This is a genomic window from Hymenobacter convexus (genome assembly GCF_030580955.1).
Lineage (GTDB): Bacteria > Bacteroidota > Bacteroidia > Cytophagales > Hymenobacteraceae > Hymenobacter.
In genome coordinates this window covers 44526-67927 of the sequence record NZ_JAUQON010000001.1, presented here as the reverse complement: position 1 = coordinate 67927, position 23402 = coordinate 44526, and the positions used below count along the sequence as shown (strand labels likewise).

Annotated in this window: 17 protein-coding genes; 14 read left to right on the top strand and 3 right to left on the bottom strand. The window is 63.6% G+C overall.

Annotated features, from left to right (window positions below; translation table 11 throughout):
- Positions 1-46 precede the first annotated feature (46 nt).
- The gene (locus tag Q4S41_RS00205; RefSeq protein WP_305029122.1) at positions 47-442 is read left to right on the top strand and encodes a hypothetical protein; all 396 of its coding nucleotides are present in this window, start codon (positions 47-49) and stop codon (positions 440-442) included.
- Positions 443-516: 74 nt separating this feature from the next.
- Positions 517-1227: a head GIN domain-containing protein gene (locus tag Q4S41_RS00200; RefSeq protein WP_305029121.1), complete on the top strand. Its 711-nt coding sequence runs from the start codon at positions 517-519 to the stop codon at positions 1225-1227.
- 142 nt (positions 1228-1369) lie between these two features.
- Here Q4S41_RS00200 and Q4S41_RS00195 read toward each other — a convergent pair whose 3' ends face one another.
- From Q4S41_RS00195 to Q4S41_RS00185, 3 genes are all read right to left on the bottom strand, one after another.
- Positions 1370-2707: a metal-dependent hydrolase family protein gene (locus Q4S41_RS00195; protein ID WP_305029120.1), complete on the bottom strand. Its 1338-nt coding sequence runs from the start codon at positions 2705-2707 to the stop codon at positions 1370-1372.
- Positions 2708-2880: 173 nt separating this feature from the next.
- The gene (locus Q4S41_RS00190) at positions 2881-3345 is read right to left on the bottom strand and encodes a carboxypeptidase regulatory-like domain-containing protein (RefSeq protein ID WP_305029119.1); all 465 of its coding nucleotides are present in this window, start codon (positions 3343-3345) and stop codon (positions 2881-2883) included.
- A gap of 248 nt (positions 3346-3593) precedes the next feature.
- On the bottom strand, positions 3594-4370 hold the full coding sequence (locus Q4S41_RS00185) for a GDSL-type esterase/lipase family protein (protein ID WP_305029118.1): 777 nt from the start codon (positions 4368-4370) through the stop codon (positions 3594-3596).
- A gap of 470 nt (positions 4371-4840) precedes the next feature.
- Between Q4S41_RS00185 and Q4S41_RS00180 the strand changes: the two genes are divergently transcribed.
- The 12 genes from Q4S41_RS00180 to Q4S41_RS00125 all read left to right on the top strand — a co-directional run bounded on the left by Q4S41_RS00180 (position 4841) and on the right by Q4S41_RS00125 (position 23396).
- On the top strand, positions 4841-5431 hold the full coding sequence (locus Q4S41_RS00180) for an RNA polymerase sigma-70 factor (protein ID WP_305029117.1): 591 nt from the start codon (positions 4841-4843) through the stop codon (positions 5429-5431).
- A gap of 227 nt (positions 5432-5658) precedes the next feature.
- Complete coding sequence (locus Q4S41_RS00175) at positions 5659-6684, top strand: FecR family protein (RefSeq protein WP_305029116.1); 1026 nt, start codon at positions 5659-5661, stop codon at positions 6682-6684.
- Between the two features lie 27 nt (positions 6685-6711).
- Positions 6712-10191, top strand: coding sequence for a SusC/RagA family TonB-linked outer membrane protein (locus Q4S41_RS00170; protein WP_305029115.1), 3480 nt, complete (start codon positions 6712-6714; stop codon positions 10189-10191).
- A gap of 21 nt (positions 10192-10212) precedes the next feature.
- Positions 10213-11700 (top strand): RagB/SusD family nutrient uptake outer membrane protein, encoded by a 1488-nt coding sequence (locus Q4S41_RS00165; RefSeq protein WP_305029114.1) that lies wholly within the window; start codon positions 10213-10215, stop codon positions 11698-11700.
- 240 nt (positions 11701-11940) lie between these two features.
- A complete protein-coding gene (locus tag Q4S41_RS00160) occupies positions 11941-13392 on the top strand; it encodes a glycoside hydrolase family 30 protein (protein WP_369811232.1) in 1452 nt (483 codons plus the stop codon).
- Between the two features lie 204 nt (positions 13393-13596).
- Positions 13597-15066 carry a glycoside hydrolase family 30 protein gene (locus Q4S41_RS00155; RefSeq protein WP_305029112.1) on the top strand — a complete coding sequence of 490 codons (1470 nt, stop codon included), beginning with the start codon at positions 13597-13599 and terminating at the stop codon, positions 15064-15066.
- Positions 15067-15082: 16 nt separating this feature from the next.
- Positions 15083-16597 carry a carboxylesterase/lipase family protein gene (locus tag Q4S41_RS00150; RefSeq protein WP_305029111.1) on the top strand — a complete coding sequence of 505 codons (1515 nt, stop codon included), beginning with the start codon at positions 15083-15085 and terminating at the stop codon, positions 16595-16597.
- 35 nt (positions 16598-16632) lie between these two features.
- Positions 16633-18129 (top strand): glycoside hydrolase family 30 protein, encoded by a 1497-nt coding sequence (locus tag Q4S41_RS00145; protein WP_305029110.1) that lies wholly within the window; start codon positions 16633-16635, stop codon positions 18127-18129.
- A 245-nt stretch (positions 18130-18374) separates the two neighbouring features.
- Positions 18375-19664 (top strand): glycoside hydrolase family 5 protein, encoded by a 1290-nt coding sequence (locus tag Q4S41_RS00140; RefSeq protein WP_305029109.1) that lies wholly within the window; start codon positions 18375-18377, stop codon positions 19662-19664.
- Between the two features lie 156 nt (positions 19665-19820).
- Positions 19821-20921, top strand: a complete 1101-nt coding sequence (locus Q4S41_RS00135) for an alpha/beta hydrolase (protein ID WP_305029108.1) — start codon at positions 19821-19823, stop codon at positions 20919-20921.
- A 131-nt stretch (positions 20922-21052) separates the two neighbouring features.
- Positions 21053-22003: a DUF4886 domain-containing protein gene (locus Q4S41_RS00130; protein WP_305029107.1), complete on the top strand. Its 951-nt coding sequence runs from the start codon at positions 21053-21055 to the stop codon at positions 22001-22003.
- A gap of 160 nt (positions 22004-22163) precedes the next feature.
- On the top strand, positions 22164-23396 hold the full coding sequence (locus Q4S41_RS00125) for an NADP-dependent isocitrate dehydrogenase (protein ID WP_305029106.1): 1233 nt from the start codon (positions 22164-22166) through the stop codon (positions 23394-23396).
- Positions 23397-23402 lie beyond the last annotated feature (6 nt).

The following is a 23402-nucleotide window of genomic DNA, read 5'->3' as shown; positions in this document are numbered from 1 at the left end:
CGCGAGCCGCTTTCCCCGGCTTTTTTATTCTTTCTGCCCTATGCCCATGACCTTTATTTCTTTTCAGCCGGCAGCGCGGCACTCGCTACGCCGGTTTTTCCTCCTGTGCGGCCTGGTGGCCGGGCTGAGTTTGACGGCGCGCGCGCAAACGGCCCCGCCCAAGGCTTACGAGTTTATGACCATGAGCACCTTTGAGTCGCAGGCCAAAGCGCTGTCGCATATTCTTCTGGCACCGCCGTTCCAAGGCAAGGCCGACATTCAGCTGGAAGATTTTGGCGGCTTCTCCACAAGCAAAAACCTCGACAAATACCAGCGCAACGCCCTTCTTGTCACCCAGCAGCTGGAAGCCCTGACGGCGGCGGGCTGGGAGTTGGTACAGGTATATCCCGTTTCGGAAGTGGGCGTGCTCACCACGCGCTACCTGTTTCGCAAAGCCAAGTAAGCACTAAGCCAGGCAACCGTTTGGGCACGCCAGGCATCTGACGGACACTCCGTTTCACCCTATTTTCTGCAATCATGAAAGTTCTTCTTCATTTGCTGGCTGTTGCGGCCACCGTTGCCATTTTTTCCTGCACGGCTCAGGCCCAGGTGAAACAATCCCGCCAGGTGGGCAGCTTTCAGGCCGTGGAGTCCAGCGGCGGCATTGACGTGGTGCTGACGCAGGGCGCCGGCACGTCGGTAGTGGTAGAGGCATCGGACGAAGCCCAGACCCACCTCATTACCAAAGTAGAGGGCGGCACCCTGAAAATCGGTTGGGAATCGGGCTTCAGCTGGAAAAACCTGCTCAGCAACAACCGCAAAGCTAACGTGTACATCACCTGCCCGCGCCTCACGGGTCTCAGCCTGAGCGGCGGCGCCGATGCCAAAGGCCAGTCTACCTTCACCGCCGATGCCTTCCGCATCCAGGCCAGCGGTGGCTCCGACGTGAAGCTGAGCCTCAGCGCTAAAACCCTCACCTGCTCGGCCTCGGGCGGCAGCGACGTCGACTTGAGCGGCCGCGTGGAACGCCAGACCGTGGACATCAGCGGCGGCTCCGACTACAACGCTTTCGACCTGCGCAGCACCACCGCCGACGTCCGCGCCAGCGGCGGCTCCGACGCCAGCCTGACCGTGGACGGCGAACTATCGGCCAGCGCAGGCGGCGGCTCCGATGTGCATTACAAAGGCAACGCCCGCGTCACCAGTGCCTCCCACTCGGGCGGCAGCAGCGTGCGTCGCGTGCAATAAATCGGCAGCTAATGGCCCTTCGAGCCCTATATTTGACGTTGTAAGAGCCTTCTAGCCGCTAAAAATCTAAAGCCCAAACCTGACCGGTTTGGGCTTTTTTTGTACCAATGTTTCGGCACAAAGTAGCAACTCATATGTGGCTTCAAGGATGCTTATATAGCACCCCGCCTTTCATCACCAACTGTATCTGGCGCACGGCGGCCACATCCTGAGTAGGGTCGCCGACTACGGCCACCAGGTCGGCCAGCAGACCGGGGCGGATGCTGCCGCGGTCGGCGAGGTGGAAGATTTGGGCGTTGCCGCTGGTGGCCTGGCGTAGCACCTGCAGCGGCGTGAGGCCGTAGTCGCGCACCAGCAGTTCCATTTCGCGGGCGTTGTCGCCGTGGGCAAACACGCCGACGTCGCCGCCCATGGCCAGCGTCACGCCGGCTTTCAGGGCCGCTTGCATGCTGAGGTGCTTTTGCTGCACGCGCGGCGGCAGCGGGTCCTGGCTTTTGTGCCAGCCTTTGTATTGGGCGGTGGCATCGCCGGCGGCCACGGTGGGGCACAGGGCCACGCCGCGCTTTTTCATCAGTTGAAACACTTCCGGCGTGCCTTCATCGCCGTGCTCGATGGTTTCGACGCCGGCCAGCACGGCGCGGCGCATGCCCTCGGCCGTGCTGGCGTGGGCTACCACGCCCCGGCCCGCCGAGCGCGCCGTTTGCACAATCAACGTCAGCTCCTCCAGTGAAAAAGTGGGCTGTGGGCTGGCGTTCGGGCCCCAGCGGTAGTCGGCGTACACTTTCACTACGTCGGCCCCTTTGCCAATCTGCTCGCGCACGGCCCGAATGATGCCATCCACGCCGTCGGCCTCCTGCGCGCCTTGGGGCACGTCCTCGTCAACGGACAGTTTGGGGCCGTAACTGCCCGTGGCCACCAAGGCGCGGGTGGCTACCAGCAGGCGCGGGCCGGGAATGATGCCTTTGTCGATGGCTTGCTTGAGGCCCACGTCGGCGTAGGCCGCCCCTTCGGTACCCAGGTCGCGGGCGGTGGTGAAGCCGGCCAAGAGCGTGCGCTGGGCGTGCACCGTGGCGCGGGCCACGCGCAGGGCCTGCGATTCCAGCAGCACCTGGTCGTTCCAGGGCGTTTCGTTGTAGGGGTGGAGCAGCAGGTGCGAATGGCCTTCAATCAGCCCCGGCAGCAGGGTGAGGCCGGGCAGGTCGAGGGTGCGGACACCGGCGGGCAGCGCCAACTGCGCGACTGGGCCCGCGGCCGTTATCCGGTCGTTTTCGACCAGCACGGCCCAACCGGCGTGCAGGTCCTGGCCATCGAACACGGCGGCGGGCCGCAACAGGATTGCCGCGGAAACGGCCGGCTGCGCGGCCGGTTGCGCCTGCCCTGGCAAGGCCGCCGCCAGCAGAGCTGCCACACTCCACCGCCGCACGCGCCCCGCCAGCGTCGTCCGGCTCCCTCCTTTACCTGACCACTGAAACCATTGCATAGCCCAAGACGAGAAAGCGGCATCACCCGATGCCCATTCAAGGCAGCGAAGCTACAGCCCCGGCCCGATGTATAAGCGCCGCCCGCCTTGGCCCGGACGCAAAACGCCCCCGGCCGGAAGTGGCCGAGGGCGCTGGGCAACGGTGGGATAAAAAATGGTGGGATAAAATCGGACTAGAGGCGGCGCAAACTCCGGCGGGCTTCGCGGTGGGCCGTTTTCAGGTAGGCCTTAAGTTCTTGTTTGCGGGCTACTTTGATGGGCTGGGGCGAGGCCAGCTTCAGGGTCGTATCCGGCGAATCGGGGTGGACCGACACCGTTTCATCCGCAAAACCGGCGTAGCTCACGACGAGCTGCACGGAAGCCGAGGTGGCGGGCAGCAGCACGCTGAATTCCCCGTTGGCGTTGCTAACGGCCATTTCTTTGGTGCCCACCACTTTTATCACCGCGCCGGGCAGGGCGCCCTCCGGGTTCACCACCCGGCCGATGAAGGTGCGGGTGGCACCGTCTTCGCGCGGGCTGCTGGCCGGGCGCGGCGCGTAAGCCGTGCTGCTGGCGTACACGGCCTGCGCCCGGGCGCTGAAACTACTGAAGCTCAGGGCTGCAATGAAGGAGATGGCGAGGAGAAACGAGAAGCGCATAAGCAAGGAGGAAAAGGCGTGCCGGCTAGCGTTGTTGAACAATATAAATTTAGCCTTGCACCCATCCCATTTACTGCTGCTTCTGGCTGAATGGCCGGACTGACCCGGCCAATGGACGCTTTTTGCCTGGCAATGGAAACCAGGCATTCACATATTTTGGCTTTACCAATAACCAATTGTTTAAAGCCGAGAAATAATCAGTTTTTCGAGTCAAGGCAATGTTGCTCGTTGCGGCTTTCTCGGCCTTCTTATTTCCGCTTCAGCGCGGCGGCCACGGCCTGGTTGAGCAGGGGCTCCATCACGCGGTAGCCGGCGAGGTTGGGGTGTACGCCGTCTTCGCCGTAGGCTTTTTTCAAGCCGTGCTGCTCGTCGGTCAGGGCCGAGTGCATGTCGTAGTACACGCAGTTGTGCTGGTCGGCATAAGCCTTGATGCGCTGGTTGAGGGCGATGATTTTTGGGGCGGGGTTCAGGCCCTTGCGCCACCAGAATTCGGTGCTGGGCGCCACCGAGCCCAGCACCACCCGAATGTGGTGGGCCTGGGCCAGCTCCACCATGCTCATGAGGTTGTTCAGGGTGGTTTGCGGGTTGTAAGGACCGTTGTTCTCGGCCACGTCGTTGGTGCCCACCAGGATGACCACCACGGCAGGCTTCAGGTCAATTACATCGGGGCGGAAGCGCACCAGCGTCTGGCCCGAAGCCTGCCCGCTGATGCCGCGCCCGATGTAGGCGTAAGGCTTGCCGGCGAAAAAGGCGGAGTCCTGCTTCACCCAGCCTTCGGTGATGGAATTGCCGATGATGACCACGCGGGCCGGGCCGGCGCCGGGCGCGGGCAGGCGCTGGTTGGCGGCGGCGTAGCGCTGCAGGTTGGCCCAGTCGTTGCGCAGCTGGAAGTCCTGCCGCTGGTGCTCGGCAGCCGCGGCGTCGGGCCGGGGCGCTGCGGGGGATGCCGGCGGGGTTTGGGCAAGGGCCGGGCGGCCGACGGTGCCCAGCAGCAACAGGCAAAACAGGTGTTTGGGAAGCTTCATAGCATTTCAAAAGGTTGGGCGGCGCTTACTACTGGTCAGCGCCAGCGGACTATTTATTGTAGCGGAAATGTTGTGGTGAAAAATCCAGGGCTTGACAACGGTGTTCCCCCTTTCGCAGTGCCGAAAGGTCGCAAACGTTTGGGGTAATACACTTCGCCCGCCTGCCACCCTGCCCCGGCCGTTGATAAAAAGTTAAAAACAGCGTTTCAAGCATGCTATGGCGCCTGATGTTGGTTGGCCGGCTCATTCACACACAGCAGCGGCGCCGCGTTGATTCCGCCTGTGCCGGCGCGATGCGGGCGGATTAGCCGGTAGCAGAAATTGAATAGTCCACGCGTTTCAGATTTCGGGGCCGAAAACATTGCGCTGCGCACGCGGCTTGGTAATATTCACGTTTTAAAGCAGTATCTTTCCTTACTTTTCGGCTGCAAAATCGTTTTTTTGCTTTCCCTCAGCTTCCTTTTATTTCGGTGAAAATAGCGTCCGACTTTTCGGAATTGGAGTACCTGCGCCGCCTCCGGCTGAGCGACGAGCGGGCCTTTGATGCGCTGTTTCGCCACTACAGCGCGCTGGTGTACCGGTTTGCTTTCAGCTACCTGAAATCGCGGCCCGTGGCCGAGGAAATCGTGCAGGAGTGCTTCATCAAAATCTGGGAAAAGCGCGAGCAGGTGCGCGACGACCAGCCCCTGAAAAGCTACCTCTTCACCATTGCGCACCACGCCGTGCTTAATGAGCTGCGCCGCGACCAGCACCACCTGCGCCTGCAGGGCCAGGTGGCGGCCGGCCGCCCCGAAAGCGTGACGAATGAGGCCGAGTACGAGGAAATGGAAAACCTCTACCAGGCCGCCCTGGAACAGCTGCCGCCCAAGCAGCGCGAAGTGTTCGTGCTGAGCCGGCAGCAGGGCCTCACCTACCCCGAAATCGCGGAGATGCAGGGCCTGTCGGTGAAAACTGTGGAGGCCCACATCGCCCGCGCCCTCAAAACCATGCGCAGCTACCTGCGCCTGCACGGCGGCGGCATCCTGGGCATGCTGCTGGCCTGGATGCTGGAAAAGCACTAGGCCGGTTGAAGCAGGGGCGGGTTCGTATCCGGCAGGGCCCGCCTGTATGGTATTCTGACGGCTTCTTGAAAAAAATATTTACGAGCCGTGTAGGGGGGAACGAGGGCCACGGTGTACTACCGCAAACGTTTGGGATTTTCTGCAATCGTTGCCAACCAGGCGCCCGCAGTTTCACCGCCTTTTACCGGCTGCCGCAGCGAGGTTGACCGCCTGTTTATCTGCTCTCTATGCCAACAGCTATTACACAAACTTCTTTCACGGCTTACGTGCAGGGCACGGCCAGCGCCGCCGAGGCCGAGGCCGTGCGCCACTGGCTGGGCCAGCCCGAAAACCAGTCCCAGGTCCAGCAATGGATGCACGAACACTGGGAAACGCTGGCGGCGGCTTCCGGCGAATTTGATGCGGCCGACGAGCCCGACTACGAGAAAATGTTGACGCGTCTGCACGTGCAGATGCTCATGAGCGAAACCCACGAGCCGCGGGCCGAACCGACGGTGGCGCCCGTGTGGCGCCGCTGGGCCGCTGCGGCCGCCGTGGCCGGCACGCTGCTGGCCGGCGGCGGCTGGCTGTACTCGCACCGCGCCGCCGCGCCGCAGGAATACGCCACGGCCTACGGCCAGACCAGCACCCTGCAGCTGCCCGACGGCAGCACCGTGATTCTGAACGGACACTCGACGCTGCGCTACCCCACGGCCTGGGCGCCCGGCAAGCCCCGCGAGGTGTGGCTCGACGGCGAAGGCTACTTCGCGGTGCAACACCAGGCCGATAACCAGCGCTTTGTGGTGCACACCCTGGGCGGATTTAGCGTGGAGGTGTTGGGCACCAAGTTCACGGTGGTGCAGCGGCGCACGCAGGGCCGCGTGGTGCTGCTCTCGGGCAAGGTGCGGGTGAGCTTCGACGACAAGCGCCAGCCCGACGTGCTGCTGGCCCCCGGCGACCTGGTGGACACCCGCGAAACCGCCCCGGCCAAGCTGGAGGTGACGGCCCGCCGCAACGTACCCACGGCCCCCTACGCCTCCTGGAAGGACAACATGCTGGTGCTCGACGGCACCACCATTGCCGAGCTGGCCAACCGCCTCGAAGACACCTACGGCCTGCAAGTGGTGGTGGCCACGCCGGAGCTGAACGAGCGCAAAGTGACGGGCACCGTGCCCGTGCAGGACCTCGACGTGCTGCTGCAGTCGCTGGAAGAAACCTTTCACATCCGGGCCGTGCGCGAAGGCAACCGCCTGACCCTGACCGAACAGAACTAACCTTTTTTCATTTTTTCCCACCCAATCATGAACAGAACCCTTACCCACCTGGGTTTGCTGGCCTTCCGGCCCGCGTGTTTGGTTGCCGGCGTCACAGCGCTTCAGCTGCTGGCCTCGCCGGCCCACGCCCAACTTCTCGCGGTCAACTCGGTGCGGCAGAACCCGCCGTCCGACACGCCGGCCAACACGAAAACGGTCTTGCTCAAGTCGCTGCTCAAGCAGTGGGAAAGCGAGTACCACGCCACCATCTTCTACGAAAGCAAGCTGGTGGACGACAAGCGTGTGCCGGCCCAACTCGTCAGCGGCTCGCTGGCCGACAAGCTGGCGGCCGTGCTGCCGCAGGTGGCGCTGCAGTACAAGGAACTGCGCACGAATTACTTCGTGATTACCGGGGCCCCGGCCGCTGCTGGCGTGTCCGCGCCCGCAACGGCCGCTGCCGCCGGCGCCGTGCAGGACATCCCCGTGTCGGGCCGCGTGACCAGCGGCACCGGCGAGCCGCTGCCCGGCGTGACGGTACTCGTGAAAGGCACCAGCATCGGCACGGCCACCGACACGAACGGCAACTTCTCATTGAGTGTGCCTGAAGGCAGCACGCTGGTGTTCAGCTCGGTGGGCTTTGCCCGGCAGGAAGTGCCGGTGGGCAGTACCACCACGTTCAACATCCAGCTGAAGGACGACACGCAGTCGCTGAAAGAAGTGGTGGTGGTGGGCTACGGCACCCAGAGCCGGCAGGAAGTGACGACGTCGGTGGCGTCGGTAGGCGCGGCTCAGATTGCGCGCCAGCCAGTGGCCGGCTTCGACCAGGCCCTGCAGGGCCAGGCGCCCGGCGTGCAGGTGACGGCCCCGAGCGGCGCGCCCGGCGCGGGCATCAACGTGCGGGTGCGGGGCAATGCCTCGGTGAGTTTGAACGGCTCACCGCTGTACGTGGTGGACGGCGTGCCCATTCTGCCCGACTACCAGCAGGAAATCACCAACAACAACCAGCGCCTCAACCCGCTGAACACCATCAACCCCAACGACATCGAAAGCATTGACGTGCTAAAGGACGGGGCAGCGGCGGCCATCTACGGCCTGCGCGCGGCCAACGGCGTGGTGGTGATTACGACCAAAAAGGGCCGCGTGGGCCAAGCCCAGGTGGGCCTGAGCGTGTACTTCGGCCGCCAGTACCTGCGCAAGAAGCTGGACGTACTCAACGCCAGCCAGTTTGCGTCGGAATACAACGATATCATCCGCAACTTCAACGCTCAGCAAACCGACCCCCGGAACATCAAAGCCATTCCGTATCCGGACCTCAACAACCTGCCGCCTTACAACACCGACTGGCAGGATGAGATTTTCCGGCCCGCCAACCAGCAGAGCTACCAGCTGAACGTGAGCGGCGGCACCGACAAAACCCGCTACTACGTGAGCGGCGGCTACTTCAAGCAGGACGGCATCAACATCAACTCGGGGTTTGACCGCTACAACTTCAAAATCAACCTCGACCAGCACGTGTCCGACCGGTTCCGGCTGGGCACGACGTTGAACATGAGCCGCTCGCACACCAACGGCTCGGTGCGCTCGGAATCGGCGCTGGGCAACTCGGGCACGGTGCTGGGCGCGCTGACGCAGATTCCGACGGTGCCCGTGAAAAACGCCGACGGCACCTACGGCACCAACCCCTTCACGCTGAGCGACAACCCGGTGGGCAACCTGCTCGAAACCAGCAACCAGGCCATTGTGTACCAAACGGTGGGCAACCTCTACGGCGAGCTGGACGTGCTCAAGAACCTGACCTTCCGCTCGTCGGTGGGCCTCGATTTCCGCACCCAAACCGAAAACGCGTTTTACACCCGCAACTACCCCGGCACCTCGGCCGCCGACCCGTCCACGCGCGGCTCGGCCAACACGGCCACCAACCAGCAGGTTATCTGGCTGCTGGAAAACACGTTGACCTATAACAAAGACCTCGGCGACAAGCACCACTTCACGCTGCTCGGCGGCCAGTCGATGCAGGCATCGGACCGGTTCACGTCGGGCGCGGCCACCAAGGGCTTCTCCACCAACGCGGTGCCCTACCTGAATGCCGGCGCCACGGCCAACGGCATCCCGGGCAGCTACGCCGACCAATGGTCGCTGCTGAGCTTCTTCGGGCGGGCCAACTACAACTACGACGACCGGTACCTGGCCATGGTGAGCTTCCGGGCCGATGCCAGCAGCCGCTTCAGCGGCGCCAACCGCTTCGGCTATTTCCCGGCCGTGAGCCTGGGCTGGCGCGTGTCGAAGGAAAGCTTCTTCCCGCAGACCCGGGCCATTTCGGACCTGAAGCTGCGCGCCAGCTTCGGGGCCAACGGCAACCAGGAAATCTACGCCTACGAGCGCTACTCGCGCTACGCCGTGGGCTACAACTACCAGGGCTCGGGCTCGGCCATTCTGGGCGGCATTTCGCAGAGCAACATCGGCAACGACGTGCGCTGGGAAACCACCTACCAGTACAACGGCGGCCTCGATTTGGGCATGCTCGACAACCGCCTGACCTTCACGTTCGACATTTACAAGAAGCGCACGCAGGACCTGCTCACCAACGTGCCCATTCCGCAGAGCACGGGCGCCCAGACGCTCAGCATCATTCAGAACGTGGGCACGGTGGAAAACCGGGGCATTGAACTTGGCCTCGTGACCACCAACGTGCAGGGCGCCAACGGCGGCTTTGGCTGGACGACCAACTTCAACGTATCGGGCAACCGCAACAAAATCATCGACTTGGGCACCCTGGCCAACGACGCCGGCGTGCAGGTTGACCGCTCCATCATCGAGGGCAACGGCTACGCCATCGAGCAGAAGGGCAGCCCGATTGGCTCGTTCTTCGGCTATCGGGTGCAGGGCATCGTGCAGTCGGACGCCGAAGGCAACACCCTGCCCAAGCAGAACAGCCTGGCGCCCAAAGCCGGCGACATCCGCTTCGTGGACCTGAACGGCGACGGCGTTATCAACGCCTCCGACCGGACGATTATCGGCAACCCGTTTCCGAAAGCGTTTGCGGGCGTCACCAACAATTTCACTTTCAAGGGACTGGAGCTGAGCGTGTTCTTCCAGGGCAGCTTCGGCAACGACATCTACAACCAGAACCGCACCATCACCGAAGGCCAGACCACGGCCCTGAACCAAAGCACGGCCGTGCTCAACCACTGGACGCCGACCAACACGAACACCGACATCCCGCGCCCCATCTTCGGCGACCCCAACGGCAACAACCGCTTCTCGACCCGCTTCATTGAGGACGGCTCCTACGTGCGCCTCAAAAACCTGACGCTGGCCTACACCGTGCCCACCGGCCTCTCGAAGCGCGCCGCCCTCAAAACGCTGCGCATCTACGCCACGGCCCAGAACCTAGTGACCTGGACGCACTACTCGGGCTACGACCCGGAGGTGAGCGCCGACCCCTTCTCCTCCACCGGCTTCGGCCGCGACTACGGCGTGTATCCGCAGGCACGCACCTACACCGTTGGCCTCAACGCCGCTTTCTAAGCCGACTTCTTCAGAATTCCCATGAAAAAGATACTCATCCCCGTTTGCGGCCTGGCCCTGCTGGCCGGTTGCAACTTCCTGCAGAAGGAGCCGCTGACCAGCATCACGCCCAACAACTTTTTTGGGTCGGGCGACGACGCCGAAGCCAGCATCACGGCCTGCTACGACGCCCTGCAGGGCGCCGGCGCCTACGGCCAGGACATGCTGACGATGGGCGAAATGCCCACCGACAACTGCACCAGCAACAACACCGACGTGAACGCGCTGCGCACCATTTCCTGGACGCCCGGCACCAGCCAGGTGGGCAACGTGTACCGGCAGTTTTTCCTGAGCGCCAACCGGGCCAACATCGTGCTCAAGTACGTGCCCACGGTGGTGATGGACACCATGCGCCGCCGCCAGATTCTGGGCGAGGCGCGCTTCGTGCGGGCCTTGTCGTACTTCAACCTGGTGCGGGCCTACGGCGCGGTGCCGCTGCGCCTGCAGCCCACCGAAACCACGGCCCCCTCGGAGCTGAACCTGCCCCGCACGCCCGCCGACCAAGTGTATAACCAGGTGGTGGCCGACCTGACCGCCGCCGCCGTGCAGATGCCCGCCTCCAACCCCAACCGCGCCGGCAAGAACGCCGCCAACGCCCTGCTGGCCCGCGTGCAGCTCACGCAGCGCAACTGGGCCGCCGCGCAGGCCGCCGCCGCCAAGGTAATTGCCAACAACATTGCGCTGAATTCGCCTTTCAAATCGCTGTTTCCGGCCGAAAACAAGGGCCCGGAGTCGCTCTTTGAAATTCAGTTTGCCGGCTCGGCCGACGGCGGCAACCTGATTGCCGACGAGGTGCTGCCCCTGCCAATCGCCACGTATTCCTACGCCAAGTTCAACGTGCCCAGCGCCGAGCTCATTGCCTTCGCCGACACGGTGAACGACAAGCGCTGGGCCTTCAATACCATCATCCGCAACAGCAGTGGCCAGTTTGTGGGGCGCGACCACGTGAGCTACCTCGACGCCAAAAACGTGGGCGTGAACGGCGCCAACGGCAACGACCGGGGCCCCTTCGTGTACAAGTGGACCAGCATCGGCAACGGCTTCAACTCCGTGGACAACGTGTATGTGCTGCGCTACGCCGAAGTGCTGCTCACCTACGCCGAAGCCGTAAACGAGCAGAGCGGCCCCAGCCAGGACGTGCTGAACAAACTGAACCTGGTGCGCCAGCGCGCCGGCCTCGCGGCCCTCACCCTGGCCTCGGCCCAGGCCGCTACCAAGACGACGATGCGCGCCGAAATCGAGCGCCAGCGCCGCCTGGAGTTTGCCTTTGAGGGCGAGCGGTGGTGGGATTTGGTGCGCTACGCCCGCCACACCCTGGCCGACGCCTCGGCCACGCACACCATCACGGCCCTCGACATCATTGCCCAGCGCCGGGCCGGCGGCGCCCGCGACGTCAATTTCCTGGTTTTCCCCATTCCGCAGGCCGAAATCAACACCAATCCCCAGGTACAACAAAACCCGGGGTACTAGCCAAGCTGCCGTTTCGGGGCGGACAGGTGGGAAAAAATGGTGGGAACAGTGTTTCCGATTTTCTGCTCCGGAGCGGCACGCTAGGGTGCTGGGCAATTGGCTTTCGAACCTCTACAGAACGTCCTGCTGAGCGCAGCCGAAGCATCTCTACCGCGCAATGCAATTATTTACTTACGCGGTAGAGATGCTTCGGCTACGCTCAGCAGGACGTTCTATTTTTTTAATCCCCTTTCCATGCCAATGCCATCTGTTTCTATTCGTCGCTGGGGGCTGAGTGCCCTGTTTGCCCTCGCCCTGCTGCCGGGCTACGGGCAGCAGCGCGGCCCCAAAGTCAAAACCAAAACGAAGGCCAGAACCAGCGCCCCCGCGCGCATCGCCAGCTGGGTGACCACGCCCGACCAGTCGCAGCTGCTGCAGTTGCAGCCGGCCGGCCTCGTTTTCGGGCCGGGCGCGGCCACAGGCGCGGTAATTGAAGTGGACGACTCCCAGACCTACCAGACCATGCATGGCTTCGGCTACTGCCTCACCGGGGGCAGCGCCCAGCTGCTGCACGCCATGAGCCCGGCCAAGCGCGCCGAGCTGCTGCGCGAGCTGTTTGGCACCGCCGGCCAGGCCATCGGCATCAGCTATTTGCGCCTGAGCATCGGGGCTTCGGACCTCGATGCGCAGGTGTTCAGCTACGACGACCTGCCGGCCGGCCAAACCGACCCGACCCTGGCCAAATTCAGCCTGGCGCCCGATGAGCAGCACCTCATTCCCATCATGAAGGAGATTCTGGCCATCAACCCCGGCATCAAAATCCTGGGTTCGCCCTGGAGCCCGCCGGCCTGGATGAAAACCAACGAAGCCACCAAAGGCGGCTCGCTCAAGCCGGAGTTCTACGCGGCCTACGCTCAGTATTTCGTGAAATACCTGCAGGGGATGAAGGCCCGGGGCATTCGCCTCGACGCCATCACTGTGCAGAACGAGCCGCTGCACCCCGGCAACAACCCCAGCCTGCTGATGCCGGCCGAGCAGCAGGCCGAGTTCATCGGCCGGCACCTCGGGCCGGCCTTCAAAGCGGCCAAGCTCGACACCAAAATCATTTGCTACGACCACAACTGCGACAAGCCCGAGTACCCCCTCACGGTGCTCGGCAACGCCGAGGCCAACCCCTACGTGGAGGGCTCGGCTTTTCACCTCTACGGCGGCACCATCGACGCTCTGAGCAAGGTGCACGACGCCTATCCCACCAAAAGCCTCTACTTTACGGAAGAGTGGGTGGGCTCGCGCAGCAAGTTTGAGGGCAACCTGGGCTGGCACACCAAAAACATGTTCATTGGCGCGCCGCGCAACTGGGCCCGCAACGTGCTGGAGTGGAACCTGGCCGCCGACCCCGAGCAAAACCCGCACACGCCCGGCGGCTGCAACCAGTGCCTGGGCGCCATCACCCTGGCCGGCGACGCGGTGACGCGCAACGTGGCCTACTACACGGTGGCCCAGAGCAGCAAGTTCGTGCGGCCCGGCTCGGTGCGCGTAGCCTCCACCAGTACGGGCGTGCTGCCCAACGTGGCCTACCACACCCCCACCGGCGGCCACGTGCTGCTGGTGCTCAACGACCAGGCCACCCCCCAGTCCTTCAGCCTGCGCTACAAAGGGCAAATGGCCACGGCCACGCTGCCAGCGGGCGCTGTGGCCACTTATGTGTGGTAGTCTGCCAACGGCTGCCACCAAAACATAAAACGTCATGCTCATCTGGCGTCCGCGCAGCCGAAGCATCTCGCGTGCGGTAGTAATTCAATCGCCAGAAAAAGAATTTGTGACGGTACGCGAGATGCTTCGGCTGCGCGGACGCCAGATGAGCATGACGTTCTACTTGCACTTCTTCTTCCTCCCGCCACCTCCTCTTTCGCCCCAATGAGACTCCCCACCCGTTTCCCTTGCCCGGCCAGCCTGCTGCTGGCGCTGCTTCTGCTACTCGGCGGCTGCAAAAAGGACAGCCCTGATACGCCCGTGACGCCGCCGGTGACGCCGCCTACCACGCCCACGGGGCCCTCGCAGGTGGCCGTGTGGCTGACCACGCCGGATAAGACGACTCTTTTCGCCCGGCAGCGGACGGTGCTGAACTTCAACGGCACGGCCAACGCCGACCCCACCATTTCGGTGGACACCACCCAGACTTTTCAGACGATGGACGGCTTCGGCTACACCCTTACCGGGGGCAGCGCCTACGTGATGAGCTTGATGTCGGCCGGCAACCGGGCGGCGCTTATCCGGGAGCTGTTTGCCACGGACAGTACCTACATCGGCGTGAGCTACCTGCGCGTCAGCATCGGCGCCTCGGATTTGAGCAGCCAGGTGTATACCTATGACGACTCGGGCGCGCCCGACCCAAACCTGACGGGCTTCAGCCTGGCGCAGGAGCAGGCTTACTTCATTCCGGTGCTGAAGGAAATTCTGGCCGTCAATCCCAGCATCAAAATCCTGGGCTCACCCTGGACGGCGCCCTCGTGGATGAAATCAAACAACAGCCCGATTGGGGGCAGTTTGCTGCCGCAGTACTACCCGGCTTATGCCCAATATTTCGTGAAATACATCCAAGGCATGCAGGCCCTGGGCATTCCCATCGACGCCGTGACGCTGCAAAACGAGCCACTGTATGGCGGCAACAACCCCAGCATGGTAATGACCGGCGCCGAGCAGGCTGCTTTCATCAAGAATAACGTGGGCCCGGCCTTCCGCGCCGCCGGCTTGAGCACCAAGATTATTGCCTACGACCACAACCCCGACGCCGCCGGCTTAGCCTTCGTGAACACCGTGCTGAGCGACCCCGCGGCCAGTGCTTTCACCGACGGCTCGGCCTTCCACCTCTACGGCGGCACCATTGGGGCCCTGAGTTCCGTGCACGACAACTTCCCGGGCAAAAACCTATACTTCACGGAGCAATGGACGCAGGCCCCCGGCACCAACAGCTTCGCCAGCGACCTGACGGACCACCTCCTCAAACTCGAAATTGGGGGGCCGCGCAACTGGAGCCGCAACGTGCTGGAGTGGAACCTGGCCAGCGACCAAAACTACGGCCCGCACACCAGCGGCACCGGTTGCTCGACTTGCCTGGGCGCTCTCACCATTTCGGGCAATACCGTGGCGCGCAACGTGGCCTACTACACGGTGGCGCACGCCAGCAAGTTTGTGCGGCCCGGCTCGGTGCGCGTGGCCACCAACCAGCCCGCCAACCTGCCCAACGTGGCCTACAAAACGCCCAGCGGCAAGCGCGTGCTGGTGGTGCTGAACAACGGCGCCAGCCCTTCTTTCAACATTCAATACAAAGGCAAAACCGCCTACACCACGCTGCCCGTGGGGGCGGTGGCTACTTACGTGTGGTAGCCGTATTTTACGCCCCATGATGGCGCCCTTCTTTTTCCGATGGTTTCTGCTTAGCGCCCTGGCTGGCGGAGTTCCGCTGCTGGCGGGTGGCCAAGGCCCCGGGCCAGGTCCGGTAGCATCCACAGTCGCCGGCCGCCTGCAGGGCACCCGCGAGGCCAGTGGCGGGCTGGCCTTTCGGGGCGTGGCCTACGCCGAGGCGCCAACGGGCGCCGCCCGTTTCCGGCCGCCCCAGCCGTTGCGGTCTTGGTCTGGCGTGCGCCCGGCCACCGCATTCGGCCCGCATGCCCCGCAGAACACCAACAACGCGCCGGCTGGCGACGAAAATTGCCTCACGCTGAATGTCTGGACGCCCTCGCTGCGGGCCGCCCGGCCCAAGCCCGTGGTGGTGTGGGTGCACGGCGGCAGCTTCACCGGTGGCTCGGGCGACGACTTTCCGGGACAGAATTTCGCCGGGGCCGACAGCCTTGTAGCCGTGAGCATCAACTACCGGCTGGGCAGCTTCGGCTTTTTGCAGCTGGGCAATTTGCTGGGCCCCGAATACCGCCAGGCCGGCAACCTGGGCCTGCTCGATGCCGTGGCCGCCCTGCGCTGGGTGCACGCCAACATCGCCGCCTTCGGCGGCGACCCCGGCCGCGTGACGGTAATGGGCGAGTCGGCCGGGGCCAAGCTGCTCGGGGCCGTGCTGGCCACACCCGCCGCCGATGGGCTTTACCAGCAGGTCATTCTGGAAAGCGGCGGCACGCAGGCTGTGCGCGACACCGCCACAGCCGCCACCGTTACCGCCCGCCTGCTGACCGCCCTCGGCCTGCGCCCCGACCAGGCCCGGCAGTTCCTCACCCTGCCCACCGCCGACATTCTGCGGGCTCAGCAGCAACTCACCGCCGGCCCCAATGGCCTGCAGCTGTTCGGGCCGGTGCGCGACGGCCGCACCATTCCGGAAGAACCGCTGGCCCACCTGGCCCGCAAACGGCCGCTGCTGCGGGCACTGGTGGGCACTAACCGCGACGAAGCCGGCCTGTTTATGGGCTTCTGGCCCACGCTGCGCCAGCCGAATGCGGACGTACTCACCAACCTGTTCGGGACCAACGGCGCGCCGGTGTGGCGCGCCTACCAGCAGGCCGCCCGCACCCAGCCCACCGACCAGGCCTGGCTGCGCACCACTACCGACTACCTCTACCGGCTGGCTTCGTACCGGCTGGCGGGCACGCTGGCCCGCGCCGGCCACGCCGTGTGGCTCTACCGTTTCGACTACCGCGTACCCGGCGGCGCGGGCCCGGTGCACGCCCAGGAGCTAGGCTTCGTCTGGAACACACTGGGGCCGAAGGCCGCCGCGGCACCATCAGCCCAGGAACTTGCGCGGCAGATGCACCGGCGCTGGGTGAGCTTCATTGCCACCGGCAGCCCCGGCGCGGAATGGCCCGCCTACGTTCCAACCCGGCCGCAGGCGTTGGTGTTCGATTCGGTAAGCCGCGCCCAGCAGTTCAAGCCCTACGAGGACGCGGCTTTTCCCAATCAGGCTTTTCATCTGTAATCCTTCCTTTTTCAGCGCTTGCGCTAATTCCCACTATGATGCCTCCTTTCAAAGTCCTGCCGGCGCTGCTGGTCACGGCCCTCCACGCGGCCGGCGTAGCTGCCCAAACGCCTAAGCAAGTTCCGCCCAAAGCAGCCCCGGCCAAACCGGCCACCTACTCCGCTGCCGGCAAGCAGGTGCAGGTGTTCACCACAGCGCAGGGCACTACGCAGCGGATGGCGGCCGGCGCGGCGCTGAGTTTTCAGCCGGCTGCGCAGCCGCTGGAGACGCAGGTGTGCGTGTTCGTTGACCCCGGCCACACCTTTCAGACTATGCTGGGCATTGGCGGGGCGCTGACCGATGCCTCGGCCGAAACCTTTGCCAAATTGCCCAAGGCGCAGCAGCAGGAATTTCTGCAGGCTTATTACAGCCCCACCAAAGGCATTGGCTACACGCTGGGGCGCACCAGCATCCACAGCTCCGACTTTTCGAGCGGTAGCTACACGTATGTGGCCGACAAGGACGCGGCGCTGAAAACCTTCAGCGTGAAGCACGACGAGCAGTTCCGCATTCCCTTCATCAAGCAGGTGATGGCGGCGGCCGGCGGCAAGCTCACCCTGTTTGTGAGCCCCTGGAGCCCGCCCGGCTGGATGAAAACCAACGGCGAGATGCTGCACGGCGGCAAGCTGCTGCCCCAGTACCGCCAGGCCTGGGCCGACTACTACGTGAAGTTCATCAAGACTTATGAGCAGATGGGCATCCCCATCTGGGGCCTCTCGGTGCAGAACGAGCCCATGGCCACCCAGAAGTGGGAGTCGTGCATTTTCACCGGCGAGGAAGAGCGGGATTTCATCAAAGGTTACCTCGGGCCCACGCTGGCCAAGGGCGGGCTGGGCGGCAAAAAGCTCATTGCTTGGGACCACAACCGCGACCTGCTGTTCCAACGCGCCAGCACCGTGCTGGATGACCCCGAAGCCGCCAAGTACGTGTGGGGCATTGGCTACCACTGGTACGAAACCTGGACTGGCTCGGGCATGCTGTTCGACAACGAGCGCCGTGTGCACGAGGCTTTCCCCAACACCAACCTGATTTTCACCGAGGGCTGCAAGGAGAAATTCGACCTGGCCAAAGTGGACGACTGGAGCCTGGGCGAGAAGTACGGGCAGTCGATGATTGGCGACTTCAACGCCGGCACCGTGGGCTGGACCGACTGGAACGTGCTGCTGGACGAAACCGGCGGCCCCAACCACGTGGGCAACTTCTGCTTCGCCCCCGTCATCGGCGACACTAAGGCCGGCAAGCTGATTTACACCAGCGCCTACTACTACATCGGCCACTTCTCGAAGTTTATCCGGCCCGGCGCCAGGCGCGTGGCCAGCACCACCAACCGCGACTGGCTGCAAGCCACCGCCTACCGCAACCCCGACGGCAAGCTAGCCGTGGTGGTGATGAACAGCGGCGACAAGCCCCAGGAGTTTCAGCTCTGGATAAAAGGCCAGGCCGCGGCCACGACCAGCCCGGCGCATTCCATTGCTACTTATGTGGTTAACTGATGTGGTTAACTGATTTTTGAGTATCGTTCAGGCGGAGCGCCTCACCCCCCAGCCCCGGTTCGCTTGAAGCGCGAAGCCTCAGGGAGAGGGGGTGCGTTCTAGAAAAACTGACGTCTGGCACCCCTCTCCCTGAGGCTTCGCGCTTCAAGCGAACCGGGGCCGGGGGTGAGGCGCCCGCCAGAACGAAGCACGCGAGATGTCTCGACTGCGCTCGACATGACGTTCGAACAGATTTCGTTTTCCGCATGAAAACACTGCTGCTCCTCCTTCTCACCGTCCTCCCCGGCCTCGCCCAGACGCCCCTGCTCCGCGCCGACGGCCCCAAAATCGTGGACGCCCAGAACCGCGAGGTGCTGCTGCAAGGGATGAACCTGGGCGGCTGGCTCCTGCAGGAAGGCTACATGATGAAGCCCGGCTACGGCGGCACCCAGGGCTCGGTGAAAAAGGTGCTCTACCAGGCCGGCATGAGCGACGCGGCGGTGGAGAGATTCTACCAGCGCTACCGCGACAATTTTATTACGAAGGCTGATATCAACTTCATTGCGCAGCAGGGCTTCAACTGCATCCGGCTGCCGCTGCACTACGACTTGTTCCTGACCAGGCAGCAGCGGGCGGTGCGCAACGGTGTTATCCGCGGCACGGTGCCGTATGCCGAGTACGTGGACAAGCTGAAGCAATGGCAGCAGGCCGGGCAGCTTTTCCAGAAGCCAGCCCAACTGGAAGCTATTCGCATCATTGATAAAACGCTGGCCTGGTGCGCAGCCAACAAGCTCTACGTGGTGCTGGATTTGCACGCCGCGCCCGGCGCCCAGGGCACCGATTCCAACATTGCTGATGCCCTGCAGCCGCTGGATTTCTGGAAGGAGCCCGTGTTTCAGGACATGACGAACGGGCTGTGGGCCACGCTGGCGCGCCGCTACAAAAACGACGGCCGCATTGCCCTATACGACCTCGTGAACGAGCCCAACAACGTGCCCGGCGGCAACCCGCCCATTCAGGCCATGCTGGAGCGGCTCATCAACACGGTGCGCGGCGAGGGCGACCAGCACTTGCTGCTGCTCGAAGGCAACGGCTACGGCAACAACTACAACGCCATCGAGAAGCGCACTTTCACCCACCAGGAAAACCTGGTTTATAACTCGCACCGCTACAGCATCCTACCCAAATACCCGCTCAGCAACGCCCTCGACGCTACCAACCCCGACGCCAACCAGCTCGGCGCCATCGCCAACCTGCTCCGCTTCCGCGAAACCCAGAACGTGCCCGTGTGGGTGGGCGAAACCGGCGAAAACTCGGCCCAGTGGATGGGCGAAGCCGCCCGCAACCTCAACAGCGTGGGAATCGGCTGGTGCCAATGGACCTATAAGCGTTTCAACGACAAGCCCATTGCCGCTCTGCTGCGCATCAAGCCTCCTTACATCGTGGATGTGAAAAGCGCCGCCGAGCTGCCCCAAATTCTGGAAAATATCAAGTTCCAAAACTGCCTGCCGAACCCGGACGTCATCGCCGCCTTGAAGGCGGAATTGAAGAAATAACAATTACATAGAACGTCATGCTGAGCGCAGTCGAAGCATCTCTACCGCAGTAGTAATCCATTCGCTGCAACGAATGACTGCTGAAAAGCTTCGCCGTCTGGGTTTGGTGAGAAGCCCGGGCAACGAAGCGGTAGAGATGCTTCGGCTCCGCTCAGCATGACCGTTCTTTTATATCCCGATGCCCGCACAATGAAGCCCAATGCAAGCCTGAAAACCCTGCTACTCCTGCTGCTAGTGCTACTCAGCAGCCCCGGCCTCAAAGCCCAAACCAGCCCGCCGGCTGGCCGCGTGGTCGTCACCTACCTCGACTCGAAGCTGCTGCGCGGCAACCCCGGCGGCGAAAACCCACGCCGCCGCGTGAGTGTGTATTTGCCCGCCGGCTACGACGCCAACCCCGCCCGGCGCTACCCGGTGCTCTACTACCTGCACGGCTTCACCTGGAACGATAGCCTGATTTTCAACAAAGACGGCATGAAGCCGCTGCTCGACCAGGCCATTGCCGAAGGCAAAATCCGTCCCTTCATCATGGTGGTACCCAATGAGCAGACCCGTTTCGGCGGCAGCTGGTACGTGAACTCCGCCACCAACGGGCCGTGGGGTGATTTCACCGCCCGCGAGCTGATTACCTTCATTGACAAGCAGTTCCGGACGCTGGCCCGGCCCGGCAGCCGCGGGCTGGCCGGCCATTCCATGGGCGGCGGCGGCACACTGCGCCTGGCCCTGCAGTACCCCGGCAACTGGGCGGCGGCCTACGCGCTGAGCCCGGCGCTGGTGGGGCCGCACCCCAGCTACCTGCCGGGCCCGGGCCTGCCGCAGGCCCTGCGCGCCACGAATGCCGCCGAGGCCCTGCGCAGCCACCCGGTGCTGTCCACGGTGGCGGTGTCGCGCGCCTTTTCGCCCAATCCGAAGGCACCGCTGTTCGGGGCCGACCTGCCCGGCTCATTGGGTGCCGACAGTCTGGCCCGGCGCGATGCCGCGCTGGCGCGCTGGGTGGCAGGCACGCCTACCTATTTGCTGCCCACACATACGGCGGCGCTGCGGCAGTTACGGGCTCTTGTATTTGATTGGGGCGCGCAGGACGAGGTGCGCCACATTCCGCCCACCTGCCGTACGTTCAGCCAATGGCTGGCGTCGTTCGGCATTCGCCACACGGCCGAAGAGTACGAGGGCACGCACGGCAGCCGCATCATGGGCCACGACGGGCGGATGTTCCAGCACGTGCTGCCGTTTTTTGACAAGCACCTGGATTTTAATTGAACGGTGTAGAGACGCGACACTTCGCGTCTCGTCGTTGAACGACCAGAGCCCCGTAACACCGCACAATCATAACAACATCAGCAACGACGAGACGCAAAGTATTGCGTCTCTACATCCTTCCCAACTGCTTCATGCGCTATCTGAACTTACTAGCTGTCCTCTTCATTTGCGGCCTACTCTCTCCCGCTGCTCAAGCCGCCAAGCCACCGAAGAAACCCACGGTTATCCTGTTCGTAGGCAATAGCTTTTTCCACGGCGCCCGGCCGCCCGTGCTCAACTACAACGCGGCCAACGTTACGGATGAAAACTTCACGCCCAACCGCCACGGGCAGCGCTACCGCCAGTACCTGAACGAGCCCGGGCCCTGGGGCGGCATTCCCGGCATTTTCAAGAAGATGACCGATGAGGCCGGGCTGAATTACGAGGTACACCTTGAAGCTCTCAGCGGCCAGACGTTTCAGTTTCATTACGACAGCCTACTAGCCATCATCCGGCAGCCGAAGTGGGAAGTGGTGGTGATGCACGACCTCAGCACCGGGCCGCTGCCGACGCGCCACGGTGGCCAGCCCGAGCGGTTCGTCACCTACGGCACCAAGCTGGAACAGGCGGTGCACGAGGCCAACCCAGCCGCCAAAGTCTACCTCTACCAAACCTGGGCCAACGCCAACATCACCTACACGCCGGGCGCCACCTACGCCGGCCAGCCCCTCGACTCGATGACCCACGACCTGCACGCAGCCTACTACGGCCTGGCCCGGCGCGACGGCCGCATCGCGGGCGTGGCCCCGGCCGGCGATGCCTGGCTGCGCGCCATCCGAAGCGGCGCGGCCATGCCCAACCCCTACGCCCCCGATGCTAGCAAAATGAACCTCTGGGCGCCCGACGGCCGCCACCCCAGCCAGTGGGGAGCCTACCTCAATGCCTGCGTGCTCTTCGCCGAGCTCACCGGCAAGGACCCGCGCAAGCTGGGCGCCGCCGAGCAGGCCGCCGCCGCGCTGGGCATTTCGCCCGCTCAGGCTGTAGCATTGCAGCGCGTGGCGTATGAGCAGGTGCAGGCGTCCAAAAAGACGGGCCGGAAGTGAAAAATTTGGGCCTTCGTGCGCGCCGATGCTGCCGCAGCAACGGGCCGCTGTAGTTTTGTAGAGCGCACGAGGCAATCGGGATGGCGCGGCCAGCCGGCCGCCGACCCCGGTTTCGTCGGCTGTGCACTACTCCAACAACATCTTACTCAAGCCCGTACCCATGACTAAAATTAAGGTAGCCAATCCCGTAGTGGAGCTCGATGGCGACGAAATGACGCGCATCATCTGGAAGTTCATCAAGGACAAGCTGATTACGCCCTACCTCGACCTCGACATCAAATACTACGACCTGGGCATCGAGTACCGCGACGAGACGAACGACCAGGTGACCATTGACGCGGCCAACGCCATCAAGCAGTACGGCGTGGGTATCAAGTGCGCCACCATCACCCCCGACGAGGAGCGGGTGAAGGAGTTTAACCTGAAGCAGATGTGGAAGTCGCCGAACGGCACCATCCGCAATATCCTGGACGGCACGGTGTTCCGCGAGCCCATTGTGATGGCCAACGTGCCCCGCCTGGTGCCCAACTGGACGGCCCCGATTTGCATCGGCCGCCACGCCTTCGGCGACCAGTACCGCGCCACCGATTTCGTGACCAAGGGCAAGGGCAAGCTCACCATCACCTTCCAGCCCGAAGACGGCGGAGAGGCGCAGTCGTTTGAGGTGTTCAACTTCAAGAGCGACGGCGTGGCCCTGGCCATGTACAACACCGACGAAAGCATCCGCGGCTTCGCCCACGCCTGCTTCAACCAGGCCCTGATGAAGGGCTGGCCGCTGTACCTGAGCACGAAGAACACCATCCTGAAGAAGTATGACGGCCGCTTCAAGGACATCTTCCAGGAGATTTATGAGCAGGACTACTTGGCCAAGTTCAAGGAAGCCGGTATCACCTACGAACACCGGCTGATTGACGACATGGTGGCCTCGGCGCTGAAGTGGAACGGCAACTTCGTGTGGGCCTGCAAAAACTACGACGGCGACGTGCAGTCCGACACCGTGGCCCAGGGCTTCGGCTCGCTCGGCCTGATGACCAGCACGCTGGTGACGCCCGACGGCGGCACCATGGAGGCCGAAGCCGCCCACGGCACCGTGACGCGCCACTACCGCGACCACCAAGCCGGCAAGCCGACCAGCACCAACCCGATTGCGTCGATTTTCGCCTGGACGCGCGGCCTGGAGTTCCGCGGCAAGCTCGACGGCAACCAGGAGCTTATCGACTTCTGCCAGGCCCTGGAGCAGGTCTGCATCGAAACCGTGGAAAGCGGCAAAATGACCAAGGACCTTGCCGTCTGCATCCACGGCAACAAAGTGGAGCACGGCCGCGACTACCTCTACACCGAGGAGTTCCTGGCTGCGCTGGACGAGAACCTGAAAGCCAAGCTGGCGAAGTAATTTCTG

Excerpts from the sequence above, each read along its gene's own strand:
- Q4S41_RS00205 (WP_305029122.1), top strand. The coding sequence starts at position 47 with ATGACCTTTATTTCTTTTCAGCCGGCAGCGCGGCACTCGCTACGCCGG.
- Q4S41_RS00200 (WP_305029121.1), top strand. The coding sequence starts at position 517 with ATGAAAGTTCTTCTTCATTTGCTGGCTGTTGCGGCCACCGTTGCCATT.
- Q4S41_RS00195 (WP_305029120.1), bottom strand. The coding sequence starts at position 2,707 with ATGCAATGGTTTCAGTGGTCAGGTAAAGGAGGGAGCCGGACGACGCTG.
- Q4S41_RS00190 (WP_305029119.1), bottom strand. The coding sequence starts at position 3,345 with ATGCGCTTCTCGTTTCTCCTCGCCATCTCCTTCATTGCAGCCCTGAGC.
- Q4S41_RS00185 (WP_305029118.1), bottom strand. The coding sequence starts at position 4,370 with ATGAAGCTTCCCAAACACCTGTTTTGCCTGTTGCTGCTGGGCACCGTC.
- Q4S41_RS00175 (WP_305029116.1), top strand. The coding sequence starts at position 5,659 with ATGCCAACAGCTATTACACAAACTTCTTTCACGGCTTACGTGCAGGGC.
- Q4S41_RS00170 (WP_305029115.1), top strand. The coding sequence starts at position 6,712 with ATGAACAGAACCCTTACCCACCTGGGTTTGCTGGCCTTCCGGCCCGCG.
- Q4S41_RS00165 (WP_305029114.1), top strand. The coding sequence starts at position 10,213 with ATGAAAAAGATACTCATCCCCGTTTGCGGCCTGGCCCTGCTGGCCGGT.
- Q4S41_RS00160 (WP_369811232.1), top strand. The coding sequence starts at position 11,941 with ATGCCATCTGTTTCTATTCGTCGCTGGGGGCTGAGTGCCCTGTTTGCC.
- Q4S41_RS00155 (WP_305029112.1), top strand. The coding sequence starts at position 13,597 with ATGAGACTCCCCACCCGTTTCCCTTGCCCGGCCAGCCTGCTGCTGGCG.
- Q4S41_RS00150 (WP_305029111.1), top strand. The coding sequence starts at position 15,083 with ATGATGGCGCCCTTCTTTTTCCGATGGTTTCTGCTTAGCGCCCTGGCT.
- Q4S41_RS00145 (WP_305029110.1), top strand. The coding sequence starts at position 16,633 with ATGATGCCTCCTTTCAAAGTCCTGCCGGCGCTGCTGGTCACGGCCCTC.
- Q4S41_RS00140 (WP_305029109.1), top strand. The coding sequence starts at position 18,375 with ATGAAAACACTGCTGCTCCTCCTTCTCACCGTCCTCCCCGGCCTCGCC.
- Q4S41_RS00135 (WP_305029108.1), top strand. The coding sequence starts at position 19,821 with ATGACCGTTCTTTTATATCCCGATGCCCGCACAATGAAGCCCAATGCA.
- Q4S41_RS00130 (WP_305029107.1), top strand. The coding sequence starts at position 21,053 with ATGCGCTATCTGAACTTACTAGCTGTCCTCTTCATTTGCGGCCTACTC.
- Q4S41_RS00125 (WP_305029106.1), top strand. The coding sequence starts at position 22,164 with ATGACTAAAATTAAGGTAGCCAATCCCGTAGTGGAGCTCGATGGCGAC.